The organism is Dyadobacter psychrotolerans (assembly GCF_004349265.1).
In the GTDB taxonomy this organism is placed as follows: Bacteria; Bacteroidota; Bacteroidia; order Cytophagales; family Spirosomataceae; genus Dyadobacter; species Dyadobacter psychrotolerans.
Map to the genome: position 1 here is coordinate 153,412 of NZ_SMFL01000002.1, position 25,755 is coordinate 179,166.

The following is a 25,755-nucleotide window of genomic DNA, read 5'->3' on the forward strand; positions in this document are numbered from 1 at the left end:
TCATGAGATTTAAAATATTTATTACCTCTATCTGCACGATTTTTCTTGCTTCCTGCGGCTCACTGGATTTAAATCCGCTCTCAGACGGTTCCAGCGAAACCTGGAACTCTACCGCGGAAGAAATTGAAATGTCGCTCAATGGCTTGTACAAAGACGCTTTCTGGATGAAGGACAGCGACGAATGGACAGATGATTTCATTTTCCGTGACGGCCTGTCGCCTGTAACCGGATCGACTTTAAACGGTCAAACCGATTTTGTGATCAGCTGGTGGACAAATACCTACAAGGCTATTGCCAGGGCTAATACGGTAATTACCAGCGTTGGACGTGCATCGTCGGTGCTTTCTCAGCAGCAAATGGACCGGTACATTGCAGAGGCAAAATTTGTTCGTGCCTGTCAGTATTCAAGATTACTTTCTCACTACGGAAACATTGTCTACACGGAGAAAAGTCTGGATATTGAAGAAGCGCTGACTTTAAAACAGGAAGACCGTACAACGGTGCTGCCTAAAATTTATGCGGACTTTGATTTTGCAGCCGCTACTTTAAAAACAACTTTCACCGCTTCGGAGTTAAAAAGAGCTTCATCAGGAGCGGCCTACGCGATGAAGGCAAGAATCGCACTTCAGATGGGAGACTGGGCAACGGCAAAAACCGCAGCAAAAGCATGTATGGATTTAAAAGCATACAGCCTGCACAGCAATTTTGACAATCTGTTTATTGCCAAAACTAAGAATTCGGTTGAAACAGTTTTTGGTCTTCCACGTTCCATTACATTAAAAGTTGTTCAGGGAGGAATTCAGGACTATGTAACACGCAACCCCGGCGGATTTGGCGCCAAAGATCCTTCGTGGGATTTATTCTGCTCGTTTCTTTGCACGGATGGGCTGCCGATTGACGAGTCACCGCTTTTCAATCCGCGTAAACCTTTCTTAAACCGAGATCCAAGATGTAAGGCAACAATCGTGGAGTTCCAGACTAACTTTTTGGGATATACCTACCAGCCGCATCCTGATTCCCTTACTGTTTTCAAAGTGGCTGACAATAAGTATGTTGAAAACAAAGACACACGTTCGGTAGCTCAGTTTGCTTCGTTTAACGGACTTGTATTCAAAAAAGGAATTGACAGTGACTGGCTGCTAAATTCATGGACGATCGAGCCTGATAAAATCATTATTCGTTATGCGGACGTGCTTTTGATGTATGCAGAAGCAAAAATTGAACTTAATGAAATTGACCAGACTGTACTTGACGCCATCAACACGGTTCGTGCAAGAGCTTATGGAGCTGCCCTTACTGCAGCCACTTATCCTGCGGTGAAAACGATGACACAAAGCGAACTTCGCAAAGCCCTTCGTATTGAACGCCGGATGGAATTTGCCCTCGAAGGTGTACGCTATATGGATATCATTCGCTGGAAACTTGCGGAGAAAGTTTTGAATAAAGTCAATTACGGTCTTTTGGATCCTGCGGATCTGCGCACGAAAGTGGTAAAACCGGGTCTTTGGTTTTTCCCTTCCACACCGCCAGTTGATGATGATGGTGTAGCTGATTTTACACCTATGTTTACGGCAGGTCTCATTAAACAAATTGCAATCCGCAAGTTTGATGCGCGCCAGTACATCTGGCCGATCCCAACCTCGGAAGTACTGACCAGCGGCTTAAAGCAAAATCCAAATTACTGATCTGATTGATATAGCGTTTCATGGCAAAACCATGTTCAGACAGATTTTTCAATGTTTATAAGAATAGCGAATAAAATAGTATGAGAAAGGAACGGAATATAAAGTCCGCAGTTTTAGCGTTGGCAATGAGTGCCGCAACAATCAGTCCCTTATTTGCGCAGACGGAGAAGCAGCCATTTATCAGCGGCGTTTACCCAAAGCTCGCGATGTACAACAATGAAGGTGAATGTGGTACGGGAGCGGTTGTTCCGTGGGCAAACAGACTTTGGGTGATTACTTATGCGCCCCATTTGCCTTTTGGCTCTTCGGATAAACTCTATGAGATTACACCGGATCGCAAACAAATCGTACGCCCGGAAAGTATTGGTGGAACGCCTGCTAACCGGATGATCCATACCGAAAGCAAGCAGCTTTTTATCGGACCTTATGCGATTGATGACAAAGGAAAAGTACGTGTGATTCCCTGGGAAATAATGCCGGGACGGCACACCGGAAACGCACGGCATTTGACAGATCCGGCTAATAAAATCTATTACGGAACCATGGAAGAGGGCTTTTACGATGTGGATGTAAAAACTTTGAAACCGACCATTCTGTATGAAGACGGCAATGTGATTAACAAAAGAAACAAGGCCAGTGCATCGCCGAATCCTCCGGGAGAACTGTTACCGGGGGCTCATGGAAAGGGGTTGTATTCAGGACAGGGCGTGATGGTTTTTTCCAACAACGGGGAATCCGGACCAAAGGCATTGACAGACTTTGATATCGAAGCGGGTTCGTTGTCCGAATGGGATGGCAAAAGCTGGAAAGTCGTTCGGAGAAATCAGTTTGTAGAGGTGACCGGTCCGGGTGGAATCTATGGAAATAAAAATCCTGACACCGATCCGATCTGGGCCACGGGCTGGGATCATAAATCCGTGCTGCTGGGTAGCCGGGATCATGGTAAATGGTCGTTTTACAGACTACCAAAGGCAAGTCACACCTACGACGGTGCACATGGATGGAACACGGAATGGCCGCGAATCAGAGATGTGGGAACTGCTGCCAAACCAGATTATTTGATGACAATGCATGGTATGTTCTGGCATTTCCCGGGGACTTTTAATTCAACAAACAGTGCAGGAATCCGTCCGGGATCGGCCTATCTGAAAGTCGTTGGTGATTTTACAAGATGGCAGGATCAGCTTGTTTTCGGTGGTGATGATTCAGCTCAAAAGGAGTTTTTGAACAAGCGGAAAGCAAAAGGAGCTATCGAAGGTCCTGGTCAATCGAATTCCAATCTTTGGTTTACGTCTCTTCAAAAACCCGATCAGCTTGGACCAAATACGGCGGAAGGTGCAGTTTGGATTTCTGAAAATATAGAAAAAGCGAAGGCATCCGAGCCTTTTTTATTCGCAGGCTGGAAACACCGTATGGCATGGATTCTCAACGAGGGAAATGCACCCGTTACTTTCAATTTTGAAGTTGATAAAGAAGGAAAAAATCAATGGAGCTCTGTTAAAACAATTATTGCGGAGCCTGGCAAAGCAGTTTATATCGTTTTCGATGCGGCTGAAAAGGGTGAGTGGATTCGTGTTACGGGTAATAATTCTACCAAAGCAACGGTTCATTTTTCTTATACGGATACGGACAGGTTTACCAAATCTGTTGACCCGATGTTTAACGGACTGGCCACTCTAAGCGGTACAGATTATTCGGCCGGATTGATGTACGGTCTGGGAGACAACAGACGCGCCATGGGTTTGCTGGCAGGAAAAGTGTCAAAAGGCAAATTTGAAGAAAGTGGTTATTACGAGCTGAATGCCGATATGAAACTGGAAAAAAAGGAAGATGCAAAAACAGCTTCTTTCATCCGCGAAAAGTTTGTGCTTCCCAAAAATGTAGTAACGATTGACGAGTCATCGGTTGTAATCGTGGATGATCTGGACAGAAGATGGCGTTTGCCGTTAGGAAGCGCAGCATTTACCCAAAAAACCAATAGCAATTTGCTTAGGGTTGTGCGTGAAGTGGCAACAGAGCGTGACTTGATGAATGTACACGGAACATTTTACGAATTGCCTGCTGAAAATGCAGACGGTTTTGCCAAGATCAGACCGGTTTCTTCGCATCAGCTGAGTGTTTACGATTTTGCATCTTACAGAGGTTTGCTGGTTATGACAGGTTTGAACAATGATGCGAAAGCGGGTGAACATATTATCAAGTCAGCAGACGGTAGGGCAAGTGTGTGGGCAGGAACGATCGACGATCTTTGGAAACTGGGTAAACCAACAGGGCAGGGTGGTCCATGGAAAGATGCATCGGTGAAAAAAGATATTCCTTCTGATGCGTATCTGATTGGTTTTTATGACAAGAGAAAACTAAAACTTTCTCATGACAGCAAACAGCCAGTAACATTTAAAGTGCAGGTTGAACCGGTCGGTCACGGGCCCTGGATGACTTATAAGGAAATTGTGGTTCCGGCTGGTAAAACAGTTGATTATACTTTTCCTGATTCCTTCCAGTCCCGCTGGATACGTTTCTCAGCGGATCAGGATTGCAAGGCAACTTCATGGCTTATTTACGAATAGGATAAAGATCACTGAATGGCCGAAAATCCGGTCATTCAGTGATAAACTTTTGGTTGGAATAAACAAACCGTCGAAAAAAATATGGTGATAAATCAATCCTCCGATAACGACTTGTTTTTATGGAACGGTTTAAAGCAAGGCGACAGTAACGCATTTTCATCTCTTTACTCCCGATACTTTCCTGTACTTTTTGAATACGGATTTCATTTGCAATCTGATCGGGAAATTGTCAGAGACGCTATCCAGAATCTGTTTGTATCGCTTTGGAAATTCAGACAAAAACTAAGTGATACGGATTCAATCAGGTTTTATTTGTTCCGGTGTTTGAGAAGAGAAATTTTGAAGGAATTAAACCGGATCCAGAAGTCTTTTTATACCGATGATTTTAATCAGGAAGAGTCTGCAGAACAGAAATGGATTTGTACCGAAAGTTTTAAAAGAAACCAGGAAACACTTGATGTCGCTTTAAAATCGCTATCTCGAAGGCAAAGCCAGGTTATTCATTTAAGATATTTTAAAGAACTCGATGTTGATAAAATATCACTTCTGATGGGAATTACGGCACATGCAGTTTATAAATTAATCTATAGGGCAATTGCTACGCTTCAAAAATCGTTTCAGCTTTTTGAGACTAGCGTTTTATAAAAGAGAAATATTTTGTGCATCCTTGCCGAAACCGGTAAGGATGCATTTTTATTTCATACCGTATAAGTAAAAGCTTCTCTTAATACTTCAAGACTTTTTGGAACAGCAGTATTCGGATCACCTTTTCCTTCCATTTCCAAAGAGACGTAACCATTAAAATTTGCTTTTTGAAGAATCTTCGCGATTCGCGGATAGTCAAGATCTTTGTCATAAACTTCTCCGCCACCGTAGTAAGTTTTCGCCTGAACGATCGAGGCATAAGGGGCGAGTCTTTCAAGCTGTGCGTAAGGTTCTCCTACAAAATTTCCCGTGTCCACATTCATTCCCATGGCAGGAGATGCTTGTAAAGCTTTATAAATCCGAAGCAGGTAATCGATGTTGGAAGAGAGTCCCCAATGGTTTTCCAGTGCCAGGGTAACTCCTGCTTTCTCGGCATATCTCAGACATTCCTGCAATTCGTCTATACACCATTTGATCGCATCTTCATCCGTGAAACCTTTAAGCGGCGGCTCAAAACCGGTTCTGTAATACTCTGCATCTCCCTTATTTGTTCCCCAGCTTCCCGTATTCATGCGAACACAGGGAATCCCCATTTGCGTAGCAATATCAATGCAGCGTTTTGTATGTTCAACATCGGCTTTCCTTTTTGCTGCATCCGGCTGAACAAAACTTTGATGAATGGAAAGCAATGGCATGGCAAGTCCGTTATTAAAAGCAAGCCGTTTCAGTTTGTTCTGATAGGCTACCGTTTCATTTGCCATTTGTTTGTGTAATATCTCAACTCCGTCAAAACCAAGCCTGGCAGCCTGTTCAATTACTTTTTCAATTGGAAATATGGTTGGTTTAAAATGCCAGTAACTGTATGTTGAAACGCTTATCGGTAACCGCCTGACGATCGTTTTCGCAACGGGTTTAACGGCGGCTATTATAGGTTCACTCATCATGAAAGCCGAACCTGCCAAAGCAGTCTTTTTAAGCCAATCTCTTCTTGAATTAGTACGTAAGTCTTCCATTTTTAAGTGTTTAGTTTATAGTCGTTTGTAAGATAAAAGTATGTCTATGGTATTCAATCAAGGGCACAAATTGTTTTTAAGCCATAAATGTGAACGCCTTTCTTAACACCTCCAGACTTTTTGGGACTGCCGTCTTAGCATCTTCTTTTCCTTCCATTTCCAAAGAAATATATCCGTTGTAATTGGCTTTTTGCAGGATCTTCCCGATCCGGGTATAGTCGAGATCTTTGTCATAATTTTCTCCGCCGCCATAATAAGTTTTCGCCTGAACGATCGTTGCGTAAGGAGCCAGTTTTTCAAGCTGCGCGTAAGGTTCACCCACGAAATTACCGGTGTCGACATTCATACCCATCGATGGTGATCCTGAAAGCTCTTTGTAAATTCTGATCAGAATATCGATATCAGAAGAAAGTCCCCAGTGGTTTTCAATGGCAAGTACAACCCCCGCTTTCTCAGCATATTTCAGGCATTCATGCATTTCATCAATACACCATTTAATTGCATCTTCATTGGTATAACCCTTTATCGGTGTTTCGGCCCCGGTCTTAAAATATTCGGTATTTCTCACAGCCGTACCCCAGCTTCCGGTGTTCATCCGCACGCACGGGATGCCCATTTGAACAGCCATATCGATACATCTTTTGGTATGCTCCACATCTGCTTTTCTCTTTTCATCGTCAGGATTGACAAAGCTTTGATGGATCGAAAGTAACGGGAGTGCCAAGCCGTTATCAAAAGCCATTCTCTTCAACTTATTTTGATAGGAAACCGATTCGTCGGTCATCTGTTTATGCAGTATTTCCACGCCGTCAAATCCTAATCGGCCTGCATCTTCGATTACTTTTTCAATCGGGTATTTTACTTCCTTGAAATGCCAGTAACAAAAGGATGAAACGCTGATTGGTAAACGCCGTACTACTTTTTTTGCCTTTGTTTCAGTCAGTGCAGGGTGTCCGGTTAACAGGGCAGAGCCAAGAAGCGAAGATTTTTTTAGCCAGTTTCTTCTGGAATTTTGATGTTGTATATCAGCGTCTGACATGTAGTTTCGGATTTTTACGATTCGGTTTTCTGGTTTTTGTCACTAACTATACAAAGAGCAGATTTGACATAATTACCCCAGATAAATTGGAAAGAATTATTTGTGAAGTGCAAATCACAAGTCGTGCCTACGGAAGGATCAATTTCGGTTTCATTCTGTTTTTGCTACCGGGGAAATGTTCCTATGGAAAATGAAGCCATTCCTGGAATTATATTGGAGATTTTGTTTTTATGTTGAATGTAGAGCCTGTTTAATTTGATATAAAATTGTTGAAAGCCTTACGTTGAGCGCCCGGCGACCTGGGCTCGATACCAAACATAACACCCGGTTACATTAAAATAAAACAAAGATTTATTGAGGAAATTTGAGAAGCTCTAAGGAATAGATTTATGTGACACGTTTGGCACTTTCTGAAAATGGCTCTTTGGAGCCCCCTGTTTATAGAAAATGCCCTGTTTAAACTCAAACTTAACTCCATAGGAGTTTCCTGAAAGCAAGGAAGTTCCTATGGAGCCATGGATTAGCCTCGTTGAAAATGATTAATATAAACAGGAGACGGCTTTGCCGACAATTAGTTTTTAAGATTAAGAGCATGTTTTTGTAATCTGGATAGTTAATGAGATTTGTTGATTTCGATTTTCATGTTCCGTTAGGAACATCTCGTCGGTAGAAGAAGAATAAACAACGACAATTAGGTTCCATCGGAACGTATCGTGGAATTGCGTTAACGATTTCTGAAACGACCACTTTGTATTAAAAATCATTTCAAAATTCGTCAAATAAAAAAACAATAAATATTTTTCAATTTGCCTGGGGTAATAAACACTGTTTCACTCTTTATTCATACAGGGACCCGGGACAAAGTTCTTCCATCAATAAGAGATTTCCTCTGTCAAAATAAATTAAAGAAAATGAAACGCCGTGATCTGTTAAAAAACCTTTTGCTTACTGCAGGCGTTCTGGCTGCGGACGTGACGTGGAGTAAGAGTTTACAATCTGCCGGTTCAATAAAAGGAATTTTTCCCCGTGCCGACGATCAGAAGCTTATTGCTGAGATCATGGAGACCTTTATTCCTGAAACTGCTACGCCGGGTGCCAAATCACTCAAACTGGATCATTTCGCTATGCGCATGATCAGGGATTGTTATGTGCAAAATGATCAGAATCTTTTTAGCAAAGGACTGGCGCTTGTTGATCAGGTTGCGTTAGGTCTTCATAACAAAAATTTCATTTCAGGCAGCAAAAGTGAACGTGAACTGGTTCTGAAAAATATGCAGGAATCAAAAGAGCAAATGCAGCTTGACTTTATAAAAATCATCAAAGCGCTGACCATTGTCGGATATCAGAATTCCGAGTACGTGATGACAAATATTCAGCATTATAATATGAACCCGGGCTTTTTTAACGGCTGTGTGCCGGTCAGCAAATCATAGTTATCAGCGATATGGCATTTTTAAATATAAACTCGATTAAGGATCGCACTTTTGACGCAATCGTTGTCGGCTCCGGAATAAGCGGCGGCTGGGCAGCGAAAGAATTAACCGAAGGCGGTTTAAAAACGCTGGTACTGGAACGCGGACGTGCCGTGAATCACATCACCGATTACCCAACCGCTTTCAAAAATCCCTGGGAGTTCGATCATTTAGGTCAGCTTCCCAATGCAGTGAAAGAAGCCAATCCGATTGCTTCGCGCTGTTTTGCTTTTGCAGAAGATTCGGCTCAGTTTTTTGTCAAAGATGATGAGCATCCCTATATCCAGGATAAACCATTTGACTGGATCCGCGGCTATCAGGTTGGAGGCAAGTCGCTGACCTGGGGAAGAGGAACCCAGCGGTGGTCGGAATATGATTTTGATGGTCCTGCACGGGATGGTTACGCCGTGGACTGGCCGGTACGTTACAAGGATATGGCTCCATGGTATTCGCATGTGGAAAAATTTGTCGGGATTTCGGGGAACAAAGATGGTTTGGCTCAGCTTCCCGACGGTGAATTCCTTCCGCCTCATGAAATGTCTTGCATTGAAGACCATTTCAAAAAACAGCTTGCCATAAATTATAAAAATACCCGTCCGATGGTGATCGGCAGGTGCGCACATTTAACAGTTCCAAAACCGATACACGTCGAGCAGGGGAGGGCGCAGTGCCAGCATAGAAATCTTTGCAGGAGAGGCTGCCCGTATGGCGGTTATTTCAGCAGTAACAGTTCAACATTACCCTGGGCTGAGAAAACAGGAAATTTGACATTACGGCCCGATTCTGTCGTTCATTCGATTATTTACGATGATGCAAAGCAAAAGGCAACCGGCGTGAGAGTGATCGATGCGCATACAAAAGAGATGGTTGAATATTTTGCCAAAGTCATATTTGTAAATGGTTCAACGCTGAATACCAACCTGATTTTGTTAAATTCGAAATCCAGCCGGTTTGAGAACGGTATCGGAAATGACAGTGGTTTGGTTGGGAAATATGTTGCTTTTCATAATTTCCGGACCAATATTGTTGCAGAGCATGAAGGATTTAAGGATACTACAACGGCAGGAGTTCGGCCTAATATGTGCTACATTCCGAGGTTTCGAAATGTTTTTAAACAGGAGACAAATTTTCTCCGTGGTTATGCTGCGGGTTTTATTTCAAGCCGGGTAACCTATAACGATGAGACTTTGATCGGAGAATCATTAAAAGACAGTCTGGCCAATAAAAAGTATGGTAACTGGCGTGTCAATACAGGCATGATGGGAGAGACGATCCCGAAGGAAACCAATTTTGTGAGCCTGGATGCCAATTTGAAGGATGCCTGGGGGATTCCTTTGCTTAAAGTATCTGTCGAATATGACGATAACGATGAAAAGATGATCAAGGATTTCGGGGTGCAGATGTCGGAAATGCTTTCAAAAGCGGGTTTTAAAAATATAGTGGTGAATGATCTGGTTGGCAAGGCGCCCGGACTGGATATTCATGAAATGGGTGGAGTCAGAATGGGCAAGGATGAAAAAACATCGGTTCTTAACAAATGGAATCAGATGCATGGCTGCAAGAATGTGTTTGTAACCGATGGTGCCTGCATGACCTCAACCTCAACCCAAAATCCGTCATTGACTTTTATGGCTTTCACCGCAAGAGCCGCGGATTATGCGGTACGGGAAATGAAGAAAGGGAATTTGTGAAAATTTGTAACGATCCAAATCTGGATCGTTACATAGCTTATTGCAGCACGGTAGACGCTGGAACAGTAACTGAGGGTTTTTCAGATTTGGTTTTTGCCTGCAGGTAGGGCAAATGGTATTGCAGGTAAAATTGCTTTTTAAAATCTTTATAGGAACTAACCGCACCAATGCTGTTCATAAATTTGATATAGTACCAGGCCAGATCAACCTGATGAGGCTTAAATCCGCTGCGGGCACTTTTTGGGAATAAATGGTGATTGTTGTGCCATTCACCAGCCACAATACCTGGCCATAACTGATTGACTGAGTTATCCTTGGTGCTAAAATCTATGCCTTCCCGCTGAACGTTTTCTCCTTTTCCATGTCCCTCATAATTAAAAGTACGAACGCCAACCGCCCAAAATCCCGCAGCACCAAATAAACAGCATGCCAATGCGTGGCCGCCCATCAGGTAAAACATCGCATACCAAAAACCCCAGTTGAGCACCCACGAAAGCAACGCATTTCCAGGATTTATATAAGATCCCCATTTTTGATATTGTGCATACGTGTTGGCTGTAACACCTGTATGTCTCATTAACAGCTTAACGCGGTTGTAATCCTTTTCACTAAGATCCTTGGCAATCGGCTGGTGGTTGACATCGGCCAGGAAGCAGTAAAGGAAGCCGGCCTGGGCATTATAAGGATCACCCGGCTGGTCGGACTTGGCGTGATGTACGTGATGGGAGATTACATAAATCTCTTCCGGTATCATGCTGACAGTCAGATTCTGAGTGAAAAACCGCCAAAATCCGTTACTAAACTTATAGGCTCCGTGAGTGCAATATCTGTGATGCCAGATCGTACCATGTGTTCCCATGATGATCATACTGTACAGAAAAGCAGCCAGCAGTGTCCACAAAGTGAAATATTCAAATATAAATAAATACAAAAAAGGCACCATGCAAAGCACCTTCATCCAGCTCATAAAAGGCAGCCAGTTACGCTTGTCTGCGAAAATATTTAGTCTTGAAAAAAACTCGCTTATGATCTGTCCCGGTTTGGGTTTAATCAGTTCACCTTCTGCGTTTTTCCATCCGTACGAAGGCGGCTGGAGTACAATATCAATAAATGCCATATTATTTAGTTAGATGGAATAGCCGGGATTCTTTGCATGCGCCGTCAGAAATCGTTCAGTCTAGTAATCAGGTTGAACGTTCTCAAAAAGCAGAATTTAAAGTGAATTGAATTTTGGGTCAAACTTGTTTGAAGGACCAAGTGAGTAAACAGAGTTTAACCTTAGCAGTATCGTGAAGTCATTCCAGTACAAAACGCTGAAAATCAATAATTGTTGGGTAAATATAAAATAAGTTCGATAGATATACGATAATATTTATTTTTCCATACTAGTAAACGGAGGATATTATATTAAACGTGAATACGCCTTTCACCAATCTGCTGTCTCCACATCGCAAAGTACAGTCCTTTTTGACCCAGTAAATCCTCATGCGATCCCGTCTCCACAATCTTTCCTTTTTCAAGCACATAAATGACGTCGGCATGCATAATCGTCGACAACCGGTGTGCGATCAGGATCGTCATTTGCTCGCCGTTTGAAGAAACATCTTTGATTGTTGCAGTAATATCTTCTTCCGTCAGCGAGTCAAGTGCCGAGGTTGCTTCGTCAAAAATAAGTAGTCGCGGTTTTCTCAGTAAAGCTCTGGCAATAGAAATCCGCTGTTTTTCACCACCTGAAAGTTTCATCCCGTTTTCACCGAGCACGGTTTGTACACCTTTTTCTGCTTTGGCAATCAATGCTGTTGCTGACGCTTTCTGCAAGGCCTGGGTTATATCAAGGTCAATTGCGGACGGATTGGCATACAAAAGATTATCCCGAATAGTACCCGCAAAAAGCTGTGTATCCTGGGTTACAAACCCGATTTGCCGTCTTAATGGATTGTAACGGATCGTTGAGGAATTCTCCTGGTTAAAATAAATATTTCCCTCCACAGGTAAGTAAAGCCCTATGAGTAATTTAACCAAAGTAGATTTCCCCGAACCAGATGGTCCTACAAAAGCAATAGTCTGCCCGGATTTAACGCTGAAAGATATTTTATCGATGGCGTTGTAGCCGGCCGTTTTGTGCCGGAATATCACATTGTCGAATTGCAAACTCACCAACGGGCCAACCTCGACAGAATTTTCGGGCCGCTGCTCAACGGGTTTCTGCATGAGCTGATCAAATATCTTTACAGATGCATCAACTTCTCTGTATTGCAAAATCAGGTTTCCCAAATCCTGCAAAGGTCCAAAGATAGCCGTGGAGATAAACTGCATGGCAATCAGTTCACCGGTCGTAAGCACTTTCCTGAAAATCAGCCAAAGTAATATGAAAAGGATCGACTGCTTTAAAACGTTGAGCGTTACGCCCTGTAGAAAAGTGAGTATGCTTACCTTTCTCGCTTTGAACATTTCCAGCTCAAAAATTTCCCGTGTCTGTTTGTTTAATCTTCTGATTTCAGAAAAAGTTAAGCCCAGACTTTTTACCAGCTCAATATTGCGCAGACTTTCGGTGATGATTCCGGCCTGTGCATTGGTTTGTTTGTTGATACTGCGCTGAATGCTCTTAATCTTTTTTGATAAAAGTCCGGTAAGCGATCCCAGAACAAGCACACCGACCAGAAAAACGGGTATGAGCATCCAGTTTTTATTTATACTGTACCAAAGAAGGAAACCAACGCTGATGAGTGAAGAAAAGAGGATGTTGATAAAAGAATTGACAAAACGCTCCGTATCGGTTTTTACTTTTTGCAAAACAGACAAGGTTGTACCGCTTCTGTTCTCTTCAAATTCCTGAAAAGAAAGTCTGAGTGTTTGTTTCAGGCCATCATTGAAAATGTTCATCCCAAAATGAGCAACCGCCTTGCGGGTAAGGTATTCCTGGCAGGATTTACAAAGTTTAGAAACTACCGCGATTCCGGCTGCAATCAACAGCCAGTACAAAACGCTGTTGATTAGTTCTTTCTCCGTCAGATTCTTTGGGTTGCCGGCATAATCATCAACAATACGTCCGAAGATCAGCGGATCCAGAAGGGTTAGCAATTGTGCTGCTGCCGCTAAAAAAAGAGATATGGCAATTAGTTTTCGCTGCGGCCGGAGGTATTTCCAAAGTGTACTCATGTAAGGTTTTTAGTATTTCAATCCAAATTTGCGGAATTGACTTTTAAAGAATTGTGGGTTGAAATGAAAACGCAACAAGAGATCTAATTTTTATGCCAGCAGGAAAGGTTGGACTCTTCTCTCTGGTTAAACGGGTTGTTTGACGATAAAAAAGCCAGGAGAATGTCAGTTGAATTAAAGCGTTAAGAAATATTTGGAACAGTTGACGAAGGTTGAATTTTACAATGTATCGCTGTTATGTCTGGCTGCAATCAATTTTGGCAATATTTTATTCGGAATTAATTGCAAAATACCAATATATGCAGTTTTGATTTTTGTAAACAACAGAATAATTATCAATACTTGTTAAAATCGCCGGGGTTTCAGTTAAAATCCGTCAATAATTCAAATTACGATGTGCCTAATATTGTACATGCAAAACTGAAAAGGTCACTATGGCAATTAAGAATTTAGTCATTTTAGCAATTTTTTTTATTCTATAATTAATCTTTTGCCAAATAGTCAATTGCTATTTACAGTGTCACACGTATGAGAATACAAATATCCTGTTATGGTTAACGTATAATACAAACCGTTATTATTTATGGGTAACTTTTCTGGTTTAAACTCCGGGCAGAATTTCTATGCATAACTTGGTGTAGTGGTGTGTTTTGATAGCCAGTAAAAATGAATTAAAGTTATTTATACCGTTTCTGTGGTGTGGTGCATGTTCAGGGTTTCTGCAGTCTTTGTTTTGGCTGGGGAAATTGTAAGAGCATCGTAGTGTGTGTTAATTAAATGTTTGACTGCCCGTGCGCAAGTCATTGATTTTTACCCCGAACATCTTTCGATTTCGGGGATGATCCTGTTTTGAATACCCTTTTTTTTACATATCCAGTTAAGTTAAAATGTTGCTCCTTAAATAACCATTTATGAAAAAGTATGTTTATCTACTAGCCTTTTTGATGCTGGCCCAGATTTCCTGGGCGCAAAACCGAACCGTTTCCGGTAAGGTTATCGGCAAAAAAGACAATTTGCCTGTTCCGGGTGCTACCATAAGGGTAGAGGGAACAAACACCGGTACCCAGACAAACTCGGACGGAAGTTTCACAGTTCAAATCGCCGACAAAAGTGTGCTGGCTGTCTCTTTTATTGGTTACTTAAAGCAAACTGTGCAGACAGACAGCAGAAACCAATACGAGATTTTTTTAACCGAAGATGCAACCGCATTACAGGAGGTAGTAATCAACGCGGCCTACGGAACTTCTGACAAAAAAGCCTTTACAGGTTCTGCAACGGTCGTAAGCGCTGAACGTATTATGTCAACGCAGCCAACGAACATTTCACAGTCTTTGCAGGGTGCAAGTCCTGGTGTTCAGGTGCTTAATACCAATGGTGCTCCGGGAAGTGATGCAACAATTGTTATCCGCGGACTAAGTTCGGTAGGTGGTGGTAACAACCCGCTTTATATCCTGGATGGTATGCCTTATGACGGAAATTTGAACTCGATCAATCCAAATGATATCGAGTCGATGACGGTACTTAAAGATGCGGCTGCAACAACACTTTACGGTTCACGCGCGGCAAATGGTGTACTTGTAATCACAACCAAAAAAGGAGCCAGCGGCAAGCCTTCTATCAATATCCGCAGTAATTTCGGTTATTCCGACATGGCTGTTTCTTATCCCGACAGACTTTCTCCGCAGCAGCTTCTGGAAGTTTCCTGGGAAGCATTAAGAAACGGAAGACTTGACCGGGGCATTTCGCCCGAAATTGCAGCGCAGTACGCAACGGATAACGTTGTTTTGGAATATTTTCAGGACAAAAATAAAAATGTATACAACACGCCAACACCGATCGGTTTGGATGGAAAACTGAAACCGGATGCAGTCCAGCTTTTTGAAGGTGACTGGCTGGGAGAGTATTTCTCTCCTCGTTTGAGACAGGAATACAGCCTTGATATCAGCGGTGCTGTTGGTGAAAATAACAAGACATCCTACTTTATATCAGGATCGTACCTGAATGACAAAGGAAGCTTTAAAGTGCAGGAATTTGGCCGTTTTTCAGGTCGGGCTAATGTTACTTCGCAGGTGAGCAAATGGTTGAGTCTTGGCACAAACCTTTCCTATACCCACTCCAACCAGCAAAATCCAAATGTACAGGCGCGTTTTACGCGGGTAATGCCAACGCTTTATCCTGTTTACGAATGGGATTATACCAATAATGCTTACGTACGTGATCCCTACGGAAACCTGATGCCGGACTACGGTGACAGAACCCGTACTGAATGGAGAGGCTGGAACCCTGGTTTTGTGAGCGATTACAAAAATCCTTATGACTGGAACTTCGACTACAACCAGGTTGATAACATGTCAACCAGAAACTTTGTTGAAGCACAGATTCTGCCGTTCCTGAAATTCAGAAGTGGTTTGAGTACAGATTATCAGATGACCTCGGGTCATAACTATCAGTCCGCTACGCTGACTTCAACGGCTGCAACCGGCGGCTGGTCTTCAAGATCTGCCAACAGAAGGTTTTCATTTACTTTCAATAACCTGTTGACTTTTGATAAAGATTTTGGTCTTCACAATGTAAATGTTTTGGTAGGACAGGAAATGTACCGTGCACGTTATAACTATCTGAGTGCTTCCAAACAAAGATTTGCGCTTGGTGGTTTGTATGAATTAGGTGCTGCAGCTGAAATGTCAGCTTCAAGTTCATCTGAAGACAACTACCGGCTGATGAGTTATCTGTCCCGCGTAGAATACAATTACAATGAAAAATATTACCTGTCTGGTAGTTTCCGGAAAGACGGATCTTCACGGTTCTCAGTTGACAACCGTTGGGGTAACTTCTGGTCTTTGGGCGGAGCGTGGATTATGTCAGGGGAGCGTTTTCTTCATGATGTTTCATGGATCGATAACCTGAAATTAAGAGGCAGCCACGGTGTGGTTGGTAATGACCAGGTGGCGGCCGGATATTATGCTTACCAGGGACTTTACGCAACAGGAAGAAATGATTACAACGATCCGGGTGTATTGCTTTCAAAATTGCCAACACCAAATCTGGTTTGGGAAAGTAATGTTCAGACGGATATTGGTGTTGATTTCCAATTATTTGGCCGTCGTCTGCACGGATCGGTTGACTGGTTTAACCGTACATCGAAAGACCTTATTTTCGCAAGACCGCTGGCACCATCTGTTGGTTTGAGCAGCATCTCGGAAAACATTGGTGATGTAAGAAACTCTGGTCTTGAACTGGAATTGGGAACTTATGTTTTCAAGAACAAAAACTTTACCTGGAACATCGACCTGAATGCTTCACGTTACAAAAACGAAATTACCCGTCTTCCTCAAAACGAGATCATCGACGGTCGTTTCAAAATGGTTGAAGGCAAATCACGTTACGAATTCTTCCTGGTAGACTGGGCTGGTGTAAGCCCTACAACGGGTAACAATACCTGGTACAAATACAATGCAGATGGCGGAAGAGAAGTTACCGAGGTTTATGCAGATGTAAACAATAACGATCAGAAACGTTTCCAGGGAAGCTCACTTCCGGATCTTTTCGGAGCGCTGACAAACTCATTCACTTTCAAAGGATTTGACCTTTCGGTGATGATGTATTACAGCATTGGCGGAAAAATCTATGACGCTGACTACGCAGAAGGTGTAAGGTACAGAAGAGGTTTTAACATGGCTACGGACATTTTGGATCGCTGGACGCCTGAGAATACCGACACTAAAATCCCTCGTATCTCAGAATTTACCCAGACTAACGTAGGATCTGGTTCATCTCAGTATCTTTTTGACAACAGCTTTTTAAGACTGCGTAATGTGTCTCTTGGATATTCTCTTCCAAAAACAATTACAGATAAAATGCGTGTTGGAAACATCAAATTCTTTGCACAGGGAACCAACCTTTTCACATGGGGAGCAGCTGCTAAAAGAGGAAGTGACCCTGAAACCGGTTTGAACGGTACGGTTGCTAACGGAACAAACGGCGACGGCGCAGGTTCAATCAGAAAGAGCTGGTCATTTGGAATCCAGGCTACTTTGTAAATCACGATATCAAAGCAAATAAAATATTAAAGACATGAAGTTTAAAAAGATTTTTACATGCTCATTAGCAGCCATGCTGGCAGTTTTCTCAGCTGGTTGTGAGAGCGATTTCCTGGAAACCGGACCTTCCACTTCCATTTCAGATGAACTATTGTTCAGAACGGTTGGCGGTGCTCAGAACGCCATCAACGGTGTTTACAATTACATGCGTCTTAGAAGCACAGACATCGAATACGGATCAGTTCTTCAATTCAACAACGGATTTGACATCATGGGTCAGGATCTGATTGTCCGCAACTCGATGGGGCAAATGCAGATTTATTATGCTCATAATAGTAATGTTAGCCGTGCAGATGGTGCCCTGACGGGCCAATTGTGGTCGTATTATTACACGATCATCAATAACGTCAACATCATTCTGGACAACATTGACAAAGCAGAAGGAAACGCGGCTCAGAAAGATGCGATCAGAGGACAGGCAATGGCAATCAGGGGGTGGTCTTATTTCAATTTGATTCGTGCCTACCAGCAAACTTATGCGATCGCCAAGGATATGCCGGGTGTTCCGTACTATTCGGTTGGAGGAACGACGGAAGGTAAACCACGCGAAAAAGTATCTGTTGTTTATGCCAATATCGTCACTGATTTGAAGGCAGCCATTGACATACTTGGACCCTACAGCAGAGCCTATAAAAGCCAGGTTAATAAATCTGTTGCGCAGGGAATACTTGCAGAAGTGTATCTGACGATGGAAGATTGGACCAATGCAGCCGCGGTTGCAAAAGCTGCGAAAGTTGGTTTTCCTTTGATGAATCAGACTCAATTCCAGTCCGGTTTTAACGACTGGGCACTTGGAGAATGGATGTGGGGCGTTCACCAGTCTTCTACCCAGAATTTTGGAAACGGATCGCCTTTCACGCTTTGGGCTAACCAGACAAGAGGAACAAGATGGACTTTTGATTTTCTTTATGTAAATGATAAATTTAAAGATCTGTTTGAAAAAGACGATGTAAGAAACCAGTTCTGGTTCAGAACAGACCATGGCCTTTGGACTTCAAACAAGTTCCGCGAAGCTCAGGACGATTTCTATGGTGATGTTGTCATGATGCGTTCAGCAGAAATGTACCTGATAGAAGCAGAAGCACTGGCCAGGTCTGGTAAAGAAACCGAATCAAAAGAAGTGCTTTGGCAATTGCAGGATGCACGTAAAGCCACCCGCTCAGTTGCGAGTGGAAATGCCTATATCGAACAGATTTTGCTTGAAAGAAGAAAAGAGCTTTATTCGGAGGGAATGGCCTGGTTTGATATGATCAGAACCGGAAAAGGATTTACCCGTTCAGGAGATCACCCGGCTATTGTTTCACTTCCGGCCCGTTCGTGGAGATTCATCTTGCAGCTTCCGACGACTGAGTTCAACAGTAATAAAAGTCTGGTTACTGCGGATCAAAATCCTTACGAAGGTATTTATCAGCCTTAATGCAGGATTTTTCCTGAACCTGATTTTTAAATAAAAATGAGGACTTACAAATAAGAAAAATTAACAATGGCAGCATCAGGGCTTATTTTCCTGGTGCTGCTATGATCTTTTAACCATCATCCTTAACCTTAAGAAATGAAACTTTTAACCACTAAAAATTTTGGATGCGCCCTGCTGGCGTGTCTGGGCTTGCACGGTTCACTGCTTGCACAGGGCACGGCCGAAGACTACAAAAGGGCAAACGACCTTCCTTTAAAGATTGGAAATAAGATTTATAACAATCCGGGTAAAGTCGTTTGGGCGGAAGGAAACAGTAAGTTTATTTACTGGGCTCAAACCAAACAGGGTAAAACGTTTGTCTCTGCCGATGTTTCTGCTTCCGCAGTAAAAAAGCAGTCTGCCTTCGATCAGCAGAAACTGGCAACGCAGCTTGCTGAAAAAGCCGGTAAAACGGTGAAAGCAGATAGTTTACCATTTTCAGATTTTGAACTTTCCAAAAACGGAGATTCGCTTAAATTTGTAGCCTTTGAAAAACGCTGGAACTTTCATTTAGGCTCAGCCACACTGTTTGACAAGGGGAAGTTTGATGCTGCGGCAGGTCTTCGCAGGTATTGGGGTAGAGGTGAAAGTGAGACAGCCGGACAAAAAACAAAGTCACCAGATGGTAAATGGAATGCTTATATCAAAAATTACAACGTCTACGTATATCAAGAGGGAAGGGAAAAGGAGGAAAAACAATTAAGTTTTGACGGTTCTCCGGGTGAATATTATTCAGCAAGAATCATGTGGTCTCCTGATTCAAAAAAGCTTGTTTCGAATAAAACACGTCCCAATAAGGATCGCACGCTTTACCTATTGCAGTCTTCTCCGGAGGACCAGCTTCAGCCCGTTTTGCAGACACGAAACTATCTGAAACCGGGTGACGCTTTGCCGCAAAATCAACCCGTGTTATTTGTTGTTGAGCAGCAAAAAGCATTTCCTGTTCCGGCAACGATGATTCCCGAACAATACGGTATCAACCAAATGGCATGGAGAAAGGACAGCCGGGCTTTTACTTTTGAATACAATCAGCGCGGACATCAGCTATATGAGGTGATTTCAATGGATGCTGCAACAGGCCAGTCAAGCGTAATTATTAAGGAAGAAAGTAAAACCTTTATCGATTACAGCGGAAAACGTTACCGCAGCGATGTAGCCGACGGAAAGGAAATTATCTGGGCGTCGGAAAGAGACGGCTGGAATCATTTGTATTTGTATGACGGACAAACCGGGAAAGTTAAAAATCAGATTACAAAAGGCAACTGGCTGGTTAGAAACGTTGTTCACGTTGACGAGGCAAAAAAGAAAATCATTCTGGCTGGAAGTGGTAAGGAAAACGGTCAGGATCCTTATTTTATTCAGTATTACTCGGTGAATTTTGACGGAACCGGTTTTAAAGCGCTGACAACGGAGAACGGAAACCATCAGGCGACTTTTTCAAATGACTATTCTGTGTTTGTCGATACGTATTCAAGAATTGACAGTCCGCCGGTAACCGTAGTGAGAAATGCCGAGGGCAAAGTAATTTCTGAAATTGAAAAAGCGGACATTTCTGAACTGCTTGCAGCAGGGTGGCGTCAGCCTGAGGTTTTTCAGGCAAAAGGACGTGACGGACAAACAGATATCTGGGGAATTATCGTAAGACCAATGAATTTTGATCCGGCGAAAAAATACCCGGTTATCGAACAGATCTATGCAGGTCCTCAAAGCTCGTTTGTTCCTAAAACATTCAGCTCCGATCCTTCACGGCTTATGCAGCTGGCTGAACTGGGCTTTATCGTTGTGCAGATAGACGGCATGGGTACCTCCAACCGCTCAAAGGCATTTCACGATGTATGTTATCAGAACCTGAAAGACGCAGGTTTTCCCGACCGGATTGCCTGGATGAAAACAGCAGCACAGAAATATCCTTATATGGACCTGGAAAAAGTGGGTGTTTACGGAACTTCGGCAGGTGGTCAAAGTTCGGCCGGTGCAGTTCTGTTCCATCCTGAATTCTACAAGGTCGCCGTATCTTCCTGCGGATGTCACGACAACCGCATGGACAAAATGTGGTGGAACGAGCAGTGGATGGGTTATCCGATCGGGCCGCAGTATGCAGCATCTTCAAACGTAGACAATGCTTACAGATTACAGGGAAAACTGATGCTCATCGTTGGAGAGCTTGATGACAACGTGGATCCTGCTTCGACTTTCCAGGTTGTTAATGCCCTGATCAAAGCAAAAAAAGAACATGAACTGATTGTTGTTCCGGGACTTGGGCACTCTTCGGGAGGAGAATACGGGGAACATAAACGCCGCGACTTCTTTGTTAAAAATCTTCTTGGTGTTAACCCGCCGACATGGGAAGGTCAAAAGCCTGTTTTTTAACTTTAAAACAACTATCATGTCTGCAACAGGTAGCCCACAGCCCGATCAGACATGATAGTCGTTTGAATATCAGAAATAAAGTTACACTAAAGCCCACAACAGATGTCTATCAAAAATATCTTAAACCCGCTTTGCATTTCGCTGCTTGCCAGTGGCTGTTTGTACGGTCAGGTGGTAAGAAACGATGCTCTGATACAGAGTTATGCAGATTACACCATCTCAGCTCCTCCTGAATCTCTGAAAGCAGATACGAGTTTTTACCGGAAATACTGTGATGCGCAGGGAATCCCGATTTTGTCATCGGACAAAACACCTGACGACGCCTTGCTGGTAGCACGCGATATTGTCAATTACATGCTGGCAAAAAGAACCGATATCAGGGAAAGCCTGGTGCAAAAGGGAGCAAGGGTACTGATTATTGCTTTTGCGGAAGGAGAGATGGATTTGCCGGAACGAAGAAACTGGAAAAAACCGGCACGCGATGACCGCAGACTTACACCCGGTGAACGCGATAAATATGACAAACCAGGCGGAATCGGCAGTATGGATGACAGAACCTACTGGAACGGCAGGGCACGCGGAATGGGAGGTACGCTTACCTCTTGTGCGGAGGAAAATCTTCTGGGATATCCATCAACGCGTTATTATGGTGAAAATATTCTTGTCCACGAATTCAGCCACAATATCATGGGTGCTATTCGCACAGTTGACCCGGAGTTTTATGCAGAAATTGGTAAGGCTTACGAGGCAGCCAGAGCCAGTGGGATGTACAAAGGACAGTATGCCATCAATACCAAAGAGGAGTATTGGGCCGAAGGAAGTCAGTGGTGGTTTGGTTCTAATTTCCCCTTTGATGATGGGAATCAGCATGTGCTGAAAGGTCCGAATGATCTGAAAAACTATGATCCGGTACTTTACGGTCTGTTGGAAAAAGTTTATAGGTCGGAGCGAATTCCCGCTGACGTTTATGGGACTCTTTATAACTGAATCAGGAACAAGAAAGCAGGGGTGCTATGATGTAAGCGTTGAAAGATTTGGTAAATAAGACGGAGGGGAAGTTATTTTCTCTTCGTCTTTTTTTGTTTAATAATTTTAAGACCAATCGTTGATATTTGGGCTATTCGTTCATTGCAAGGAAATCCTTCAGACATCCACGGATTGCAACTGTAAGCTCATATTCGTCGGCAGATAAAACAAACTTTTCTTCTAACCGGCAAAATTTCATAAATGAATCTAACCGGACTCCTTTCAAATCCGTCACCCGTGAAATCCATGTCGTGTCCATTCGCATGCGGTATTGAGCCCGCCTGTCTTCTACAACCTTCTGCTTTTGTACACTGCGTCTGTTTTTTGCTTCACGGCTAAATCTGTCGTAAACCATAGAAATCGGTCCTTTAAGCGTCATTTTCGGAGCCAGTGTCGCATAATCGTGTCCCATACGGCCGACGTTTCCCATCTGTATTCCCATAGGAGGGAGTGCAATGGGCACAATGACTTTTGGCGGGACTTCTGCCTGAAGAAATTCGCGTTTAAAACGGCTTTCGCTCCATCCGATGACGAGGACTTCTTCCAGTGTTTTTATCTCCTGTACCAACTCAATGACTAATGAATAGCCACTTTCAGGAACAATAAATTGCCGGGTTTTATAACCTACACATGAAATGACCAGGGTATCGCCCGTCGATGCATTAATTTGAAAGAGGCCGGCTAATGAGCTTACAACCGTTCGCTTCTGGGAATGATTCTGCACATAGGCAGAGCCTATCGCAGCATGCGTAACCTTATCTGTCACCGATCCGTTTCTTATAGATTGGGCCAGAAGATTTGATGAACTCAGCAATATTAAAAGCGGCAGGATCTTTCTCATAAATCAGAAACAAGGTAGTCACTACAAGCGAAGTTTCGAAGCTAAGCAATTATAGCAGACGATTAAATTTCTGCTGGTATTCTGTATTTTATTTAACATAAATTAAGTTAAATAAAACATTTTAAAGATTTTATTAATCTGGGGAAGGATCTGACAATGATGTAATGGGAGTTATAATTATTTGATTACCTACTTTTTTAGCAGCGATTCCAGCCTTTGAGCAATAGCAGGTATTAACTCTTTATCTACTTTTACGCCTTCATTCGGATCTGCGACTGCCCGGTAATTTCGTTCCTCATCAGGTTCGAAAGTAATGATCAGTCCATCGACATCGATCTGGATTTTGTGCAGATAACCTTGTAAAACCAGCTGCCCTTCGAATTCGCGTATTTCTCCTTTGTAGTTAACGTCAAGTAAAAATGAATCTTCCATTGCTGAGTAGCGCCGGAACAGGTTGTTCTGTTCTGCGTAATAGCGAAAGTACGCTAAACGAAGCTGATTAGAGATATTTTTTGTACAAATTATTAAGAACTGTTTTATCCCACACGGTCAGCACAGGCGTGATGTCGTTTTGGATAAAGTGTCGTTTGAAAGCAATAATAGCCGCATCCATTTTCCTGATGTCATAGCCGATTATCCTCAGCGCGGAAGCAGAGTCAAGCTCCATCGGAGGTGTTTCCATGATGGGGTCATACCATAAACCATATCCCTTTTGCGCAAGAATCTGCCACGGAAAATTGCTTGGATCCGGCTTGCGGGTAGGAGCAATATCCGCGTGACCAATGAAATTGGCTGTTGGTATTTTATATTTTCTTTTCAGTGTTTCAAGCAGCGCACACAGGTTTTCAATTTGTATGTCTGAGAAAGGCTCAAAACCATTATTATCCAGTTCTATGCCAATTGAGGAAGAATTAAGATCAGTGCTGTTTCCCCATTTCGACTCGCCGGCATGCTGCGCCCTGAGATAATCGTTGACCATCTGATATACCTTTCCGTCCCGCCCAATCACATAATGTGCGCTTACCTGGGTTTTAGTGATGGTAAATGTTTTTAATGTCTGAGCGGTAGAATCCTGCGCGGTATGATGAATGATCACAAAGTTGGGTCTTCTTATTCCCATGTTTACAGTTCCCACCCAATATTGCTGGTCGGCGGAAAGAGAATCTATGGTTTGGCTTTGCGGCGGAGCTGCCTGTATTGTTTTAGCAAAATCTTTCGCCAGGTTTTTATAGACTTTATCCGTTTTTGCATATTTTGGAGTCTTGCAGTGAAACGTTGTCAAACTGATGAGTAACAGCAGGCAAAGTGGCAGACCTTTTCTGATAAATAACAAAAAGCGCATAAAGAAGAGTGATAGGGGTGTAGCTTAGTAATTTCAAATTTAAATCAAATGTATCACAAGGCACAATTCTTTCCCGCTCAAAAATTAAAATTCATTTTCTCTTTTGCAGTATAATCAAGTCAGCGTCCGCATATCAATGGAAATAAATAAAGCGATTATTTTAAAAGTTATCTGTCTTCCTTCTATCAGCCGGAAAACATCATTTGCGTTACTGAACATGATTGCAGATCAGATTGTTACGGAAGCTGAACTTGTGGAATTCATTGAGCAATCCGACCTTTTATCAAACACATTAAATAAATCTGACTTTGAAACCGCCTTCTGCCGGGCAGAAGAGGTTTATGAAAAATCAATGACGGCAGGAATAAAACTGATCAGCTATTTTGACGGGCAATATCCGAAACTTTTGAGAACCACGGACGATCCGCCGCTGATGTTGAGTGCGAAAGGAAATTATGACGATATCAATTTTAAAAAACCGGTAGCGATCATCGGAACAAGAAAGCCGGGCGAGCAGGGCCGGGAAATTGCTTTTGCGCTTGGTGAGTCCTTTGGCAAATCCGGATTTAACGTGGTCAGTGGTCTGGCACCTGGCTGTGATACCGCGGCGCATTTGGGATGTTTGAATGAATCAGGTTATACGGTAGCCGTTTTGGCTTTTGGAATAGATCAGATCGCGGTTCAGGAAAACAGATTGCTGGCAGAGAAAATTTTAGACCAATCCGGACTACTGCTTTCTGAATATCTTTTTGGTCAAAAGGCCAAACCCAGGTACTTTGTAGAGCGGGATCGTATTCAGGCTGGTTTATCCGAGGCTGTTATCGTTGTTGAGACAGGGATTAAAGGAGGGACGATGCACACAGTAAAATACGCACGAAATTACAACAGAATACTTGCAGCATCTGATCACGTTCGGCAGGATAATTCAACCGGGAAAACGCAAGGTAATCAGCATCTAATCCAAAATTCGTTGGCAGTGGCTTTAACCGATTCGAAAGATATTGATTTACTTAAATCGAAAATTTCCGCTTCGCCATTTTGATTAAAATAAAAACCGATTTCGTTTTCCTGATAAATAATAACCTACTTTTGCAGCCTTAATCAAGTTCTTTGTTTTACTTCTCCACTGGAAAAGGTTCACGTTTGATCGTGAGCAATAGGGAACCGTGTGTAAATCACGGACTGTCGCGCAACTGTAAGTAGCGGTTATTTCAATGTTGGAATTTTGAATGATTGAATGATAGAATTGGCGAATAAGTCGCACTACTTCAATTATTAATTAGGCAAAATTTTTTCATTAGAATAAAAGTTACAAGTCAGGATACCTGCCTTTTTCTTAGTTGATGATG

17 protein-coding genes and 1 riboswitch are annotated in these 25,755 nt (G+C 42.8%); of the genes, 10 read left to right on the top strand and 7 right to left on the bottom strand.

The window, feature by feature from the left end:
* Positions 1-2 precede the first annotated feature (2 nt).
* The 3 genes from E0F88_RS04565 (at position 3) to E0F88_RS04575 (ending at position 4,897) form a co-directional block, all read left to right on the top strand.
* Complete coding sequence (locus tag E0F88_RS04565) at positions 3-1,685, top strand: RagB/SusD family nutrient uptake outer membrane protein (protein WP_131956940.1); 1,683 nt, start codon at positions 3-5, stop codon at positions 1,683-1,685.
* An 80-nt stretch (positions 1,686-1,765) separates the two neighbouring features.
* Complete coding sequence (locus tag E0F88_RS04570; RefSeq protein WP_374756307.1) at positions 1,766-4,252, top strand: hypothetical protein; 2,487 nt, start codon at positions 1,766-1,768, stop codon at positions 4,250-4,252.
* A gap of 81 nt (positions 4,253-4,333) precedes the next feature.
* Positions 4,334-4,897 (top strand): RNA polymerase sigma factor, encoded by a 564-nt coding sequence (locus E0F88_RS04575; RefSeq protein WP_131956941.1) that lies wholly within the window; start codon positions 4,334-4,336, stop codon positions 4,895-4,897.
* A gap of 53 nt (positions 4,898-4,950) precedes the next feature.
* Here E0F88_RS04575 and E0F88_RS04580 read toward each other — a convergent pair whose 3' ends face one another.
* On the bottom strand, positions 4,951-5,910 hold the full coding sequence (locus E0F88_RS04580; protein ID WP_131956942.1) for a sugar phosphate isomerase/epimerase family protein: 960 nt from the start codon (positions 5,908-5,910) through the stop codon (positions 4,951-4,953).
* 76 nt (positions 5,911-5,986) lie between these two features.
* Complete coding sequence (locus E0F88_RS04585; protein WP_131956943.1) at positions 5,987-6,949, bottom strand: sugar phosphate isomerase/epimerase family protein; 963 nt, start codon at positions 6,947-6,949, stop codon at positions 5,987-5,989.
* A gap of 911 nt (positions 6,950-7,860) precedes the next feature.
* Here E0F88_RS04585 and E0F88_RS04590 point away from each other — a divergent pair.
* The gene (locus tag E0F88_RS04590; RefSeq protein WP_131956944.1) at positions 7,861-8,382 is read left to right on the top strand and encodes a gluconate 2-dehydrogenase subunit 3 family protein; all 522 of its coding nucleotides are present in this window, start codon (positions 7,861-7,863) and stop codon (positions 8,380-8,382) included.
* Positions 8,383-8,393: 11 nt separating this feature from the next.
* Positions 8,394-10,112, top strand: coding sequence for a GMC oxidoreductase (locus tag E0F88_RS04595; protein WP_131956945.1), 1,719 nt, complete (start codon positions 8,394-8,396; stop codon positions 10,110-10,112).
* 37 nt (positions 10,113-10,149) lie between these two features.
* Here the strand turns inward: E0F88_RS04595 and E0F88_RS04600 are convergent, their stop codons facing one another.
* Together E0F88_RS04600 and E0F88_RS04605 are read right to left on the bottom strand one after the other, a co-directional pair.
* The gene (locus E0F88_RS04600) at positions 10,150-11,229 is read right to left on the bottom strand and encodes a fatty acid desaturase (RefSeq protein WP_131956946.1); all 1,080 of its coding nucleotides are present in this window, start codon (positions 11,227-11,229) and stop codon (positions 10,150-10,152) included.
* 290 nt (positions 11,230-11,519) lie between these two features.
* Positions 11,520-13,271 carry an ABC transporter ATP-binding protein gene (locus tag E0F88_RS04605; protein ID WP_131956947.1) on the bottom strand — a complete coding sequence of 584 codons (1,752 nt, stop codon included), beginning with the start codon at positions 13,269-13,271 and terminating at the stop codon, positions 11,520-11,522.
* Positions 13,272-14,182: 911 nt separating this feature from the next.
* Between E0F88_RS04605 and E0F88_RS04610 the strand changes: the two genes are divergently transcribed.
* The 4 genes from E0F88_RS04610 to E0F88_RS04625 all read left to right on the top strand — a co-directional run bounded on the left by E0F88_RS04610 (position 14,183) and on the right by E0F88_RS04625 (position 22,184).
* On the top strand, positions 14,183-17,311 hold the full coding sequence (locus E0F88_RS04610; protein WP_131956948.1) for a SusC/RagA family TonB-linked outer membrane protein: 3,129 nt from the start codon (positions 14,183-14,185) through the stop codon (positions 17,309-17,311).
* 34 nt (positions 17,312-17,345) lie between these two features.
* Positions 17,346-18,788 carry a RagB/SusD family nutrient uptake outer membrane protein gene (locus E0F88_RS04615; protein ID WP_131956949.1) on the top strand — a complete coding sequence of 481 codons (1,443 nt, stop codon included), beginning with the start codon at positions 17,346-17,348 and terminating at the stop codon, positions 18,786-18,788.
* Positions 18,789-18,923: 135 nt separating this feature from the next.
* Positions 18,924-21,197: a S9 family peptidase gene (locus E0F88_RS04620; protein WP_131956950.1), complete on the top strand. Its 2,274-nt coding sequence runs from the start codon at positions 18,924-18,926 to the stop codon at positions 21,195-21,197.
* A gap of 102 nt (positions 21,198-21,299) precedes the next feature.
* The gene (locus tag E0F88_RS04625) at positions 21,300-22,184 is read left to right on the top strand and encodes a glycoside hydrolase (RefSeq protein ID WP_131956951.1); all 885 of its coding nucleotides are present in this window, start codon (positions 21,300-21,302) and stop codon (positions 22,182-22,184) included.
* Between the two features lie 130 nt (positions 22,185-22,314).
* On the opposite strand, the gene E0F88_RS04630 is transcribed toward E0F88_RS04625, so the two are convergent.
* The 3 genes from E0F88_RS04630 to E0F88_RS04640 all read right to left on the bottom strand — a co-directional run bounded on the left by E0F88_RS04630 (position 22,315) and on the right by E0F88_RS04640 (position 24,406).
* Entirely contained in the window at positions 22,315-23,064 is a 750-nt protein-coding gene (locus E0F88_RS04630; RefSeq protein WP_131956952.1) for a carboxypeptidase-like regulatory domain-containing protein, read from the bottom strand.
* A gap of 189 nt (positions 23,065-23,253) precedes the next feature.
* Positions 23,254-23,496, bottom strand: a complete 243-nt coding sequence (locus E0F88_RS04635; RefSeq protein WP_131956953.1) for a hypothetical protein — start codon at positions 23,494-23,496, stop codon at positions 23,254-23,256.
* A 67-nt stretch (positions 23,497-23,563) separates the two neighbouring features.
* Complete coding sequence (locus E0F88_RS04640; RefSeq protein WP_131956954.1) at positions 23,564-24,406, bottom strand: N-acetylmuramoyl-L-alanine amidase; 843 nt, start codon at positions 24,404-24,406, stop codon at positions 23,564-23,566.
* A gap of 136 nt (positions 24,407-24,542) precedes the next feature.
* Between E0F88_RS04640 and E0F88_RS04645 the strand changes: the two genes are divergently transcribed.
* Positions 24,543-25,448: a DNA-processing protein DprA gene (locus E0F88_RS04645; protein WP_131956955.1), complete on the top strand. Its 906-nt coding sequence runs from the start codon at positions 24,543-24,545 to the stop codon at positions 25,446-25,448.
* A gap of 74 nt (positions 25,449-25,522) precedes the next feature.
* Positions 25,523-25,753: riboswitch (cobalamin riboswitch) on the top strand.
* Positions 25,754-25,755 lie beyond the last annotated feature (2 nt).

Bases quoted from the DNA above. Each gene is read 5' to 3' on its own strand.
- E0F88_RS04580 (WP_131956942.1), bottom strand. From the start codon at position 5,910: ATGGAAGACTTACGTACTAATTCAAGAAGAGATTGGCTTAAAAAGACT.
- E0F88_RS04630 (WP_131956952.1), bottom strand. From the start codon at position 23,064: ATGAGAAAGATCCTGCCGCTTTTAATATTGCTGAGTTCATCAAATCTT.
- E0F88_RS04570 (WP_374756307.1), top strand. From the start codon at position 1,766: ATGAGAAAGGAACGGAATATAAAGTCCGCAGTTTTAGCGTTGGCAATG.
- E0F88_RS04640 (WP_131956954.1), bottom strand. From the start codon at position 24,406: ATGCGCTTTTTGTTATTTATCAGAAAAGGTCTGCCACTTTGCCTGCTG.
- E0F88_RS04620 (WP_131956950.1), top strand. From the start codon at position 18,924: ATGAAACTTTTAACCACTAAAAATTTTGGATGCGCCCTGCTGGCGTGT.
- E0F88_RS04615 (WP_131956949.1), top strand. From the start codon at position 17,346: ATGAAGTTTAAAAAGATTTTTACATGCTCATTAGCAGCCATGCTGGCA.
- E0F88_RS04575 (WP_131956941.1), top strand. From the start codon at position 4,334: ATGGTGATAAATCAATCCTCCGATAACGACTTGTTTTTATGGAACGGT.
- E0F88_RS04625 (WP_131956951.1), top strand. From the start codon at position 21,300: ATGTCTATCAAAAATATCTTAAACCCGCTTTGCATTTCGCTGCTTGCC.
- E0F88_RS04595 (WP_131956945.1), top strand. From the start codon at position 8,394: ATGGCATTTTTAAATATAAACTCGATTAAGGATCGCACTTTTGACGCA.
- E0F88_RS04610 (WP_131956948.1), top strand. From the start codon at position 14,183: ATGAAAAAGTATGTTTATCTACTAGCCTTTTTGATGCTGGCCCAGATT.
- E0F88_RS04585 (WP_131956943.1), bottom strand. From the start codon at position 6,949: ATGTCAGACGCTGATATACAACATCAAAATTCCAGAAGAAACTGGCTA.
- E0F88_RS04600 (WP_131956946.1), bottom strand. From the start codon at position 11,229: ATGGCATTTATTGATATTGTACTCCAGCCGCCTTCGTACGGATGGAAA.
- E0F88_RS04605 (WP_131956947.1), bottom strand. From the start codon at position 13,271: ATGAGTACACTTTGGAAATACCTCCGGCCGCAGCGAAAACTAATTGCC.
- E0F88_RS04565 (WP_131956940.1), top strand. From the start codon at position 3: ATGAGATTTAAAATATTTATTACCTCTATCTGCACGATTTTTCTTGCT.
- E0F88_RS04590 (WP_131956944.1), top strand. From the start codon at position 7,861: ATGAAACGCCGTGATCTGTTAAAAAACCTTTTGCTTACTGCAGGCGTT.
- E0F88_RS04645 (WP_131956955.1), top strand. From the start codon at position 24,543: ATGGAAATAAATAAAGCGATTATTTTAAAAGTTATCTGTCTTCCTTCT.
- E0F88_RS04635 (WP_131956953.1), bottom strand. From the start codon at position 23,496: ATGGAAGATTCATTTTTACTTGACGTTAACTACAAAGGAGAAATACGC.